Source organism: Brachyspira pulli, assembly GCF_036997785.1.
Lineage (GTDB): Bacteria > Spirochaetota > Brachyspiria > Brachyspirales > Brachyspiraceae > Brachyspira > Brachyspira pulli.
Genome location: NZ_JAWLQI010000011.1, coordinates 1 through 12,697 on the forward strand (window position 1 = coordinate 1; position 12,697 = coordinate 12,697).

The 12,697-nt window shown below is 28.1% G+C and carries 10 protein-coding genes; all 10 read right to left on the reverse strand.

Annotated elements, in window-relative coordinates; translation table 11 throughout:
* Nucleotides 1-522: 522 nt before the first annotated feature.
* Nucleotides 523-2,259 carry a DUF342 domain-containing protein gene (locus R4K56_RS03985; RefSeq protein ID WP_335756561.1) on the reverse strand — a complete coding sequence of 579 codons (1,737 nt, stop codon included), beginning with the start codon at nucleotides 2,257-2,259 and terminating at the stop codon, nucleotides 523-525.
* A gap of 26 nt (nucleotides 2,260-2,285) precedes the next feature.
* A complete protein-coding gene (locus tag R4K56_RS03990) occupies nucleotides 2,286-3,089 on the reverse strand; it encodes a methyltransferase domain-containing protein (protein WP_335756560.1) in 804 nt (267 codons plus the stop codon).
* Nucleotides 3,090-3,164: 75 nt separating this feature from the next.
* Nucleotides 3,165-3,941 carry a PASTA domain-containing protein gene (locus R4K56_RS03995; protein WP_335756559.1) on the reverse strand — a complete coding sequence of 259 codons (777 nt, stop codon included), beginning with the start codon at nucleotides 3,939-3,941 and terminating at the stop codon, nucleotides 3,165-3,167.
* A gap of 24 nt (nucleotides 3,942-3,965) precedes the next feature.
* Nucleotides 3,966-4,904, reverse strand: coding sequence for a methionyl-tRNA formyltransferase (fmt, locus tag R4K56_RS04000; protein ID WP_335771920.1), 939 nt, complete (start codon nucleotides 4,902-4,904; stop codon nucleotides 3,966-3,968).
* 57 nt (nucleotides 4,905-4,961) lie between these two features.
* Nucleotides 4,962-6,416 (reverse strand): hypothetical protein, encoded by a 1,455-nt coding sequence (locus R4K56_RS04005; RefSeq protein ID WP_335756557.1) that lies wholly within the window; start codon nucleotides 6,414-6,416, stop codon nucleotides 4,962-4,964.
* 48 nt (nucleotides 6,417-6,464) lie between these two features.
* On the reverse strand, nucleotides 6,465-7,079 hold the full coding sequence (locus R4K56_RS04010; RefSeq protein ID WP_335771921.1) for a hypothetical protein: 615 nt from the start codon (nucleotides 7,077-7,079) through the stop codon (nucleotides 6,465-6,467).
* 464 nt (nucleotides 7,080-7,543) lie between these two features.
* A complete protein-coding gene (locus R4K56_RS04015) occupies nucleotides 7,544-9,487 on the reverse strand; it encodes an ankyrin repeat domain-containing protein (RefSeq protein ID WP_335760436.1) in 1,944 nt (647 codons plus the stop codon).
* A gap of 91 nt (nucleotides 9,488-9,578) precedes the next feature.
* Complete coding sequence (locus R4K56_RS04020) at nucleotides 9,579-12,170, reverse strand: ABC transporter substrate-binding protein (protein WP_335771922.1); 2,592 nt, start codon at nucleotides 12,168-12,170, stop codon at nucleotides 9,579-9,581.
* A gap of 110 nt (nucleotides 12,171-12,280) precedes the next feature.
* Nucleotides 12,281-12,505 carry a hypothetical protein gene (locus R4K56_RS04025; RefSeq protein WP_335771923.1) on the reverse strand — a complete coding sequence of 75 codons (225 nt, stop codon included), beginning with the start codon at nucleotides 12,503-12,505 and terminating at the stop codon, nucleotides 12,281-12,283.
* Nucleotides 12,502-12,684, reverse strand: a complete 183-nt coding sequence (locus tag R4K56_RS04030) for a hypothetical protein (protein WP_335771924.1) — start codon at nucleotides 12,682-12,684, stop codon at nucleotides 12,502-12,504. The genes R4K56_RS04025 and R4K56_RS04030 overlap by 4 nt, the downstream gene beginning before the upstream one ends.
* Nucleotides 12,685-12,697 lie beyond the last annotated feature (13 nt).

A 12,697-nucleotide genomic window follows, 5' to 3' on the forward strand; every position in this document is an offset into this window, starting at 1 on the left:
ATTAAAAAAAATGACAAACTTAAAAATTTTCAGTATATACTGAAAATTTTTAAGTTTGTCAACCGATGCACTTTATATAGAATTATCAACTTTTTTGCCGCACAAAAAAGTTGCAAAAAACGAAATTGCTAGAACTTTATATTTTAAGAATATATATTAAATATAGTGTAATACCCTAGTTTTAGGTCAAAAATGCAGTTCTTTTGGTTCTTTTATACCAATACTTACAGTACTTCCTCCGGTCGTAAAAGAACTGGGGTTCTGCGTAAGCACGCAGAGCGGTGGGCAAAGCCCTGAAAATATTTTAAATTAAAAAAATTATTTTGACAAAATATAGTTGTTTAGGTATATACTATTACTACTGAAAATATATGAATAATTTTATTAAAGCACCAACTAATATAATAATATATAAAAATAAAAAATAAAATATTTTCGTTTAAAATAAATTAGGTTATTAATCAATAGAATTATTAAACTCTATCAATCAATAACCTAATTATATTTTATACAAATTATTTTTTAATCTCTTTTTATATCTCTAGGGAAATCATATTCTTCTAAAGGCAATGCTTTAGGAGCTTTCTCTGATATATCTCTAAGTTCCTTAGAATAAAAATATTCTGTACCTGAAATCTTTTTAGATATATACTTTCTCATACTTGAAATATAAACAGTAACTCCTGGGAAAAATCCTTCCATAGAAGTAATACTGCTATGAGATAATTTTTCAAACTCAGCACTCATTTCATCTCTTCTAGCTTCCAACTGAGCTGTTTCTCTAACAAGATTTGTAATTCTTTTTAATATATCTTTTATTCCTTCTCTTTTATTAACTGGTATTCTTTCTATAAATGCTTTAGGATTTTTGAAATACTCTGTACCTAAAAGAGATTTTATTTTACTTATTTCTTCTCTATTAGTCTTAACTGTAGAAACAATATTCTTGAATTCTGCATCAGCCTCAGCATCTCTACCAACTGTAATAGTAGTTTTTGATTCACTCATAGAACCTATACTCTTAGCCCAAACACCATTCAAGGCTTTAACGTTACCGCCAATAATAACACCTTTTCCTTCAAGTACTACTACTCTGTCATTACAAGCTATTTCAGCATTAACAAGCTGCTGAGCTATAAGATCGCCCTTACATATTATATTAGCATTTCTGATAAACTGTGAACATATTTTACCATTAACATTAATTTTACTGTTTGCTCCGCCTATTATTCCGCCTGAAACAATTAAATTTCCTGCACAATCTATTTCAGCATCTTCTATATTTCCGCGAACTAATATATCGCCTTCTGTTTTAATTATAAAGCCCGGCTCAATATTATCTTTAATTATAAGAGAACCATTAACTTCTATATTACCTGTAGATAAGTCTACTTTATCTATTTCTACTACTGTACTTACAGATAAAGTATTATTATGATTGCTTAATATACCTCTGATACCGCTTCTTATAGTTTTACCATCGGGATCAACAGTAATATTCTTACCTAATTTATAACAAGGATCATCATCATGATGTGCTTCCATTAAAACATCATATATATCAAGACCATCAATAGAAGGTTTTTCTTCCATAAAGTGAGCTATTTGAATTCCAGCATCTATATTATGAATAAATCCTCTTTCTTTAAAATCTATAGCACCAGACTCTGATTCCTTACCTGAATCAATTGTAAAATCATAATCAAGTATAACTTTCTGAACATTTCCATCAATAGGCTTTCTTCCCTCTACAAATACACACATAACGCCTTCATCATATTTCAAATTATAGGCAACAAGTTCTCCTATTTTATCATAATCTACCATCAATTTAATAGGTATTTCAGATATAATAGTTTGTATTTCCTCAAGAACAAGCTGTTTCTTTTGACGCTTTTGAGGAGGAAGAACCATAACACCGCGCCATTTATCTGCTACATTAATTACTGGTATAACAGATACTGATTTCAACTGATCATAGAATACATAACCGTGAACCGTACTTTTGTACAAGCCTGTCATTTTGTCAAATTTTACATTCTTGCTAGCTTTTATACCTTCACGTTTAGAAATTGATTTTAGTATAGTATCTCCAGGGTGAACATAATTCTTTAACAATTCTTCATACAAATTTTGGTCCTTACTATCAATATCTACAATTTGATCGTATATTTCTCTTGTATTCATATCATTGTCATAATAGAATTCATAATTATTAGGATCAATTGATAATGTTGGTTTAGTAATTTCCTTACTCATATATTCTCCTTAAAGATAAAAACAATTCATGCTTTCTTGCATAAGAAGAGCATAACATCTCCTCTATTAAATAATTTAACATATTTATCAAAAAAAGCTTTAACAATTTTATTAGGCTTTTTCTCTATAGGAATTGATCCCCAAGAAAAATCACTAATAATATTAAAACCTATACTTTTCATATAATTTGAAAGAGTAGGCTTGGAAAATAGCCATAAATGCTGAGGCATTACCGCTCTCCAAGCTCCGCCGTATTTTTTAGCAAACATACCATCGGCATTAGGCGTTGTTATTGCTAAATATCCGCCCTTAGCAAGTATCCTGTAAATCTCTTTTAAAGTATCGGCAGGATTAGGCACATGTTCTATAACATGTGAAAAATGTATAAAGGAAAAATAATCACTGTCAAAACCAACATCAAGCAAAGGCTTTTCATGAACTGTTATGCCGTAATTTTTTCTGGCATATTCAGCTGAAGATGCACATATTTCAATACCTTGAGCATTATAGCCTTTAGTTTTTAAATAATTAAGCATCATTCCTGTAGCACAGCCTATATCAAGAACATTTTTATTTGGCAATGTACTTTCTATCTTATCAAAACCTATATCTTTCATAGCAAGTTTCATAAGACCGAAAAAATTTTCCTGATTAGCCACTTCATACTCAAAATAATTATCACTATATATATCATTTATCTCATCTTGGCTCAAAACTGGATATTGATATATAAGACCGCAATTTAAACATTTATTGTAGCTTACTAAATCTGTTTTTATATAAACTTCAGATTTAGTGCTGCCGCAAAATTCACATTCTTTTCCTTCCACAATATAACTCTCCAATAATTATTTTCGGAAAGAAGCAGCTCTTTCTTTATACTTAATATACAAATAATATTGTTATTAATTTTGAGACTTTTTATTATTAACTGTTAAGATTATCTCAGTATTAACACCAACAACTTCTTCGGCTAAAGGGATTTGGGAAACAACTACATCATTTTCGTATATAGAATCATTTATCTCAACTTTTGGAAGTATAGTAACATTTGTCATTGTACTAATAACTTCATTACTAATTATACTAAGAGCTTCATCATATTTTATACCTGTAACATCAGGCATTTTCACAACTGCTTGTTCAGCAACATTTATAACTAAATAAACAGTTCTTCCTCTTTTTACTTTTATACCGCCTTTAGGCTCTTGACTAACAACTGTACCTAAAGGGTAATTATCAAAATAGTGAGTTTGAATATTAAGATTCATACCCTCTTTTTCTAAAGTATTAAATGCTTGAAATATTTCTTTTCCTTGAACATCTGGAAGCACAAAAGATTCTCCTCCGGATTTAACAACCACAAATACTACCAAACATACTACCAATACCTGCATAACAAAAAGTATAATAGCAAAAAGTGTTAATCTTCCAAAAACTAATAATGATTTGGAATCGCTTACTATACCATCTGGTAAAATAATCTCTATAAATCTTTTTATATAATATAGGATTTTTGAAAATATATTATTAAATTCTTTTTTATCTTTAATTTTTACAGTTTCTATTCTATTCTCAGAGTTATTCACAATATTTTCATATTTTTCTGTGGTATTAACAGATTTTTCTATTTTATTTTTAGACTTAGCTTTTATTTCAGGTTTATTTTTCTTCTTACTCATACTTACAATTTAACTCCAAAATTATTACGCAAAATATTCGCCTCTGATTAATTTATTTCCGCACAAAAACTCTTTTACAGTTTGTCTTTTCTTACCTTCCCTTTGCAACTCTTTTATAATATAGATACCATTAAGTGCTTGAATATATATTCCATCATTATTAAAATCGATTATTTTACCAAAATCATTTTGACAATTAGAATCTTCTATATATTCACTCTTAAAAACTCTTATTGATACATCTTTGTAAAAACAATAAGCTGTAGGCCATCTTACAAAGGCTCTGGTCATATTATGAAGACTATAAACATCTTTTGAGAAATCAAGCTTACCATCTTCTTTTTTTATTTTACTACAATAAGTAGCTATAGAATCATCTTGTTTTTTTAGATTAGATATATATTTATCAACATCTGTGAAAAATTCTTTAAGTAAATATACTCCGCTTTCTTTTATTTTATCATATAAATCATTAAATTGCCAATCTTTTTCTATATTTACCTCATGCTGAAGTATAACATCACCTTCATCTAATTTGGCATCCATTTTTTGTAATGTTGTACCGCTCTTTTCAAAACCATAAAGTAAAGCATGTTCTACTGGACTGGCACCTCTTAATATAGGTAAAAGAGATCCATGAATATTAAGCGGCATAATTTTTGGCAAGGCTAATGTCCTTTTATTCAAAATTCTGCCGTAAGCCACAACTATTAAGAAATCAGGGGCTAATTCTTCCAATGTGCTATAAAAATCATCTTTATTGATGCTTTCAGGCTGGAATAATTTTATATTATTCTCCAAAGCCACTTCTACAGTTGGAGAATTAATTATATTACCCTTTCTATCTTTTTTTGTGTCTATTGGAGCTATTACAGCACTCAAATTGACATTATCTGTTTTCATTAATTGTAAGATACAATCTCTTGTAAAATCGGTTGAACCTGCTACTATAACGTTATACATAGGAAATGATTATATATTTTTATTGTTAAAAGTCAAATTTAATCTATTAAAAATAAATTAATATTCTTCCTCAATAATCTCTACATATTTAACTTCTGATAAAAATTGTTTAAATAAATCAAATGCTATAGGGTCTATTGCTATTTTATCCTCTATAAACGCTCTCTTCATATACATTACTATATCTTGAATATTTGTATTTCTGCTGCCTTCCATAAACATAAGTGTATCATATATATCAACTATTTCTAACATTTTTGCCGGGAAATATGCAAAAGCTTCAGCATTTAAAATATCTTCTGGTTCAAATGTCATTATAAAATCTATTTTATGCTTTGGATCATTAGCTTTTTTATCTAAGAAATTTTTCAAAACTCCGCTTCCATATCCATAACATTCATGATGAAGTCCGGAAACTAGAGATACTTCATCTTTTTGATTCAATACATATTTAAGGAAATAATAAGCTTTTGGAGTGTGGAAATCTTTAAAGTCTCCATCTTTAATAAAGTCATCTGTTGGAATAAAATCAATCATATTAAGCATAGCAACATCATGATAAAATGCTCCTGTTGCATAATAAGTTATTTCTGAACCTGTAAACTTTCTTATACCAAGTTTATATACTTTTTCTAGCTTCTCCATTCCTGTAGTTATATTATATTTATTAAAAAGAACCTTATAATAATCTAAATATTTGTTTTTATAATCTTGTCTTAACTTATTACTTAAACCCTTATTAAATGTATTATTATAAAAATATAAGAACTCTATCATCAATATGCAAACTCTATTGCTATGACTCAATATATTTGCATCGTTAAGTAAATCTAAACCATCAAATATATCAGCACTAAAATATTCTTTTTCTAAATATGTTACAACAGAATTCATTATACTTGAAATCGTAGTTTCTATTTCTGAACCAATAATACCATTAGAAAGTTTATTAGATGTTTTCATATATTTAAGATATCTTATAAAATCTAATCTTGATATAATACCTAAACCTGTTAATATACGTTCTATATTAGAGGACATTTCTGATGATATTTTATTTGCTTTAGAATCTAATTTTAATTCATCTAAATAAGGTTTCAATAAAGATAATCTATTATTAGGCTTCTCTCTAATTATTCTATTCAAAAATAATGAATTGGCAGATTTTAATTTTTCTCCGACAGCCTCACAATTCTTATATATATGATAAAAATACTCTGTTTCACTATATTCACTATCATCAGCACCAGCTACAACTGTGCTTTTATTGGTATTTGGGTTATTTAAATTAAAAAATTTACTAGAAAATGATGATATATAATATTTAGCATCTTTAAGCAAAATATTATCTTTTTCTTCTATCAATACATCAACTGAAGAACCCGGAATAATGATGCTTATTCCGCTAGAATTAACACAAGTTATTTCTATGTTTTCCTTTAATATTATATCCTTTAAATCTGTAATTTTATCAAAATTAATTTCATAGTATTTATTCATTGCTTTAAACATAAATACTCCTAAAACTATTTAGTTTCTATAATTATTTAGTTTCTATAATTATTTTTCCATTTCCTGTAAAATTTCTTCTATATGTTTTAATTGTCTGTCAGCTGTTTTATTATAATCTATTTCGCCTAATGCTATTTTATAAGCTTTATCAATGAGATTATCCATTTCCAATTTAGCTTTATTTTTCATAACTTTTGATGCTAAATCTTTAGTAATAGCCCATCTTTCTTTAGCTAAATTATAGAAATATACTGCATACTCAAAACTTTTCTTTATATCCTCATCAAACTGTGAGTTATAAAAATAATAGTTCTCTTTATCATAAAGTCCAGCAAGATAGATATAATTCTGTGTTATTAGATAATTAAACTGCATATGCATAAGGTCTTTATATCTAGTATAAGCTTCTTCTGTTGTTATAATAGTTAAAGCTCTATTTACAAAATCGAATGGAGCATCTAAAGCACGCTCAAGATAATCTACATTTCTAAGTAAATCATATTCTGCATAATAAGATGGCAATGAATAAAGTCTATAATAGTCCTCAGCATAAACTATATAACCATAGTCTTTTTTCTCTACTATAGTTGACTCTTTCATACCTATTTTAGGATATACATTTACGCTAAAAATTAAAATCAATAATAATACTATTTTTTTCATAATTCAAACTTACAATTAAAGTACTATCATTATTAACGGTATAATTCTTATAATCCTTTATAATTATTAATAAAATTATTATATATAAATTTAGGAATTTTATTCTAAATCCCACCCTTTATCATTTAGAATACATATAGAAATTGCTGATTTTTATTCATTTTTGTTTAAAAAGGAATTATAGCACCCACCCTAGTTTTATTCAGTTAATCAATCAATATACCGCACGCTGAATAAAATTATAAATATGAATAATATAATATAAATTATTAATCATAAAATATAAATTCATTAACCGTGCGTTAAATAAACATTAACCCTAATTAACACTTGGGCGGGCATGCTTTTTTTATTTAAACAACAAAGTTAATAAATTTATAATTTAAAAATAAAATTATAAACATTAAAGGGCGGGATTTAAAACAAAACCATAATAATAAATATAAATTACACTTATTTATATTTTATTCATTAGTATTGGCATTGTTTTGATTTTCTTCAGCCTCTTTTAATATCTCAAATATAGCACTGTTATTATTATCTCTAGCTATGTCTATAGGGTATTTACCTCTGTTATTTCTAACAAGAACATCCGCACCTGATAATACTAATTCGCTTACTATATCTATATTGCCAGAATTAACAGCTTTATGTAAAGGAGTATCACCATCAATATTTTGTAAATTAAGATTAGGCTTCTTCTCTAAAAGCATTCTAACAATAGGAAGCTTTGAATTTTCTGCTGCTATATGTAAAGCTGTGTTTCCATATTTATCAATAGCATTTATATCTACTTTTTGTGTTAATAATATTCTAACAATGTTTTCAGCACCGCTTTTAGCAGCTATCATCAATGGAGTATAACTAGATATACCAGCATAATTTATATCAGCACCAGCTTCTACTAATATTTGAAGTAAATCAACATTATCATTATTAATAGCATATTCTATTAAACTCTCGCCATCTTTAGTTACAATAGAAAGATTAGCTTTATTAGCTATTAATAATTTAGTAAGTTCAACATCATTATTCATTACCGCAATTGTTAAAGGGCTTAATCCTCTGCTGTCTTCTGCATTAACATTAGCTTTATTTTCTACTAAAAGATTTATCATATCTACTCTGCTTGATTCTATAGGACTGTTCATAGCATATAATAAAGGAGTCTGTCCGTCATAACTTTCAGCATTAACATCTGCTTTATTTTCTATTAAAACTTTGGCAAGATCAACATCTCCATTATTTGCTGCATACATTAAAGAAGTCCAACCGTCATTATCAGCAGAATTTACATCAGCACCATTCTCAAGAAGTATTTTCACAGTATCTATGTATGAATTTCCGGCAGCTATTATTAATGCATTTTTACCATTAACAAGTCTGTTTATAGTAGTTTTATTAGCATTAGAAATAATATTCCCCATTATCTTAGCACTATTAGTAGATGACTTTGATAATAAAACTAAATCTACAGGAGATGAACTTGTATTATTGAATTTAGAACCAGCAGCAGCCATTATTATATTACCATATTGGTCACTTTCACCTGCTTCTTCTATTTTTGCACCTTTAGATAAGAAATAATCAACTAATGCTGGATTAAGAGATAAAACAGAATTATAAAGCACTGTTGTTCCATTAGCATTTTTATAATTAATATCTGCCCCATTATCTATTAAATAACGTACTATACCCTCATCGCTATTTTCTATAGCATAACTTAAAAGAGAAGGTTCTCTCTTTAAATCAAATGAATTATCTAATAAAAGTTTTATCATATTTTTATTAGTTTGAGAAACAGCATAATACATTGGATATTTATTTAGCTCATTTTCTGTATAAGAACCGCCGTATACATTAGCTTTTCCTTCTTTTATAAGAAGTTCGGCAATTTTCGTATTATTATTGCTTATAGCTAATAACAAAGGAGTAATTCCTGAATTATTAGCTATTTCTGTGTCTGCTTTATTTTCTATTAAAAATTTAACAGCTTTAATATTATTATTTTTAACAGCATAAAATAAAGGAGTTTCATTATCACTGCCTGTTTCATTAACATCAGCAGAATAATTATTAACCATTTCTTTTACAACTCTATCACCATATCTTTTATTATATATTTCTTCACTGTATATTTCATAATTTCTAACTAATTTATCCATATCAGATTTGCCTTTTATGAATAAAAATAATCCAACAAGTATTCCAGCACCTACAAGAAGTACAAATACAATTGCACAAGCTACTACAGCAACTTTAAATATATATTTTTTATTTTCTTCTGCTTCTTTAGATTTATCTACTCTTTGAATGGTTGAATTTATATTATTATTTGAATTATCTTGATTATTATTAATTAAATTATTATTCTCGTTGTTATTGTTATTATTTTCTAAATTTTCCATAAATCAAATACTACTCCCATTTAATTTCCGAAATATAATAACATATTTATAATAAATTTAAAGACACAATTCTAAAAATATATATACCACCCTATTGTAATACAAAACTTCTAGTTTCTATATAAGGAGTCTCATCAGCTATATATGATTCTATAACAACAATATAATTACCCCTTGGAAGTGATGATAATTCCTCTTTTGGTATAGTAAGTTTGAATACATCATCTTGTAAAACTGCATCATATTCTCTTTCGCCTCCATTTTGAAGCTGAAGAAGTACCTTTACTTTAGTATCATCAGTAGGCAATTCAAATGCATTATCAGGATAGTTGTATGTAGAAACATAAATATCTATATTCATATTATTGTTTCTGTTTGCTATTGCAGGAATATCAATATCTTCTATTCTGCTCATTTTAGTAGATAATTTTTCTATCCAATATTCAGCAGTATAGCCATAGTCTTTGAAGGCAGTTAATTCTATATAATTAGCCTTTGAATCTATTCTTGAAATAAAGAAAGGCCCATTTGATATATAGGCATGACCATAAGAATCTATAAAATCAATAGCAGCCTGATATCTTTTTACCGCTTCTTCTTTTGTGATATATTCCTCTATTCCTACAGGTACATATTGAGAATCACGCATTTCAATTAATTTTTCTTTTATATCAGATACACAAGTAGGATTTTTAACATCTATAGCTGTCAATGACTGATCCTGAGAAATAGTATAAACATTACCAGATTTAGAACCCTCTAACACAAGCTTCATTATAGCTTCATTTATCTCGAAAGGAATAACAGTGTTTCTATTAGGGTTTCCTATTTTTGGCCCTACTGATGCAATACCTATTTGTCTGTTCATATCCATAGGCCAGTAATAATTTCCATAAATAGTAAAGCTTCCATCATCATTTATGACACTTCCAACTGCATTGTCCATAGCAGAAGCATATCTTCCAGCCATAGCTGAATCATAATATTTATCATTTTCATTGGTTTTAGTTATTATATTTGCAATGAATACACTTCCATACATCAAATCAACTAAAGATGACTGTATTCCATGATGCCATTTAAAACTTTTAGGTTTAAAATTACATTTAACATAAGCAGTAAGATTATCAGATTTTTTATAAACCATCTCACCATTTTCATTCATTTTAACAGTTAAGCCTTCTTCCCATTTTTGAGTATAAGGATTGTACATCTTAGCATTTTGAGGAACTTTTATTGTACCTACAGGTATTCCATTATTACCAGCTATAACACCTATTTCTAAACTATTAGTATCAGCTTCACCAAGTATAAATTCTGTTTTTGCTGTGGAAGGAGATTCAAAAGAAGCACCAGCATCGGAACAAGGCCCTATCATTATAGCAGAATAAGCATCAGAAAATCCTCCAACACCTACAGGATCCCAAGGACTTATAAATAATGAACCTTGGGCAGAATGCTGAAGCACTCTAAGAACTTTCTCACCATTACGGTTAGGCTTTATATCGGCACTTCTTATAGACCAATCATTTATACCATCGCCTACACCATAAAGCATTCTTCTGTTAAATCTCTCTTTATTTGCCACAAAAAATTGAGTTTGAGAGTTTAAATATATTCTAACAGCATCTTCAAGTCCTATTTCCTGCAAACGCATATTGCCATTCCAATATTCATCAGCAGTCAAGAACCAGCCGTTTGAATTCTTATCGCTTATTCTTGAAGCCTCTTTATTATCATAATTCCAAAACTCTGCAACATTAGCTCCCGGCATGTAATTACCTTCTCTTACATACATTTGTCTTAATGTAACGTCCCACCAAGCACGAGTAGCACCTGCTCCCCAAGCCTCTGTTATAATATTCCATTCATAATCTTTTGGGTCAGAACCGTATACTACCTGTGTAGATTTATTTCTGTCATATAATAATTTTTCAATTTTTATTCCTGTCTTTTCTATTAAATCAGATATGGCATTACCTGCTGGAAGTCTTCCTGTAGGGTCATCAACTCTTATAACAAATTTAATAGTTACAACTTCACCATTATATTTCCACCAACCATTTTCTTTTACCAACTTTCCCCTATTCTCTGGAAGATTAGCTGCTTTTTCCATAGCTTTATTTATATCATTAAGAGCTTTTTCCTGATTGCCATTTTCTGTCATACCCATTTTTGAAGGTATAAGATTATATCTATAAGTACCAGGCTGTCCTGGGGTTGCCTGAGTAAATGATGGCTGACCTGCTCCTCTTAAAATTTCATCAACAAGTTTTTTTCTATCAATCAAAAAGTTCATAGCAAATCTTACTTCTTTTATTGCCAAAGGATTAAAATGAGTTTTTCCATCTCTAGTTGTAACTGTATAAGGTGCTTTATTTGGTACCGGGTTAAACAATAAAGACCAAGAACCTGAAGGAACTGCATAAGTATCAAGTTTTTCCAAATCATTTTCACTTAATGATAAATAAACACTTCCATCTATACCGCTTGCCATTAAATCAGCTCTGCCGTCTGCCACATCTTTAATAGCTATTGTCATGTCAGTTCTTACTTCATATATTATTTTATCTATTAATGCTCCGCCTCTGTCTATTTCTCTTTGCTCTATTTCTTTTTCATTATTTGAACATGATAATAATAATATAAATATTAATAGAAAAAATTTATTAAAAGATTTCATTTAAAGCCTCATTTATATATAATAAGAATATAACTTAACATAATATATAACATAAGCGATAAATGTCAATATAATCATAATCTTCTATATCAAGTAAAAATTATATCTAATCAAACTTTAAATTTATCTATAATAATCTTTTGAATTTCAGGATTAAATTCTTCATAAAAACTATTATTTACAACATTATTTTTACCATTAGGATTTTCTATTGTAATAGATTCTTTATCAATCCATTTCACATTTCTTCCAATTCTTATTTTACTATCTCCAATAGGAAAATTTTTAACAATTTCATTATCAATTACTATACCTACAGCTTTTATTGTTATCATTTGAGTTTTTTAGCAAATGATTTTATATAAATAATATCACCAACTTTTAAAGACTGTATAAATTGATGCAAATCTGGTGCATATTTAATAGGCCAGCCAATACCTGCCACATTATTATCAATAAAATACTGACTAACATCTACTTCATCAAAAGTAGCACTTACTCCATAAATAGCCATAATATACTCCTTT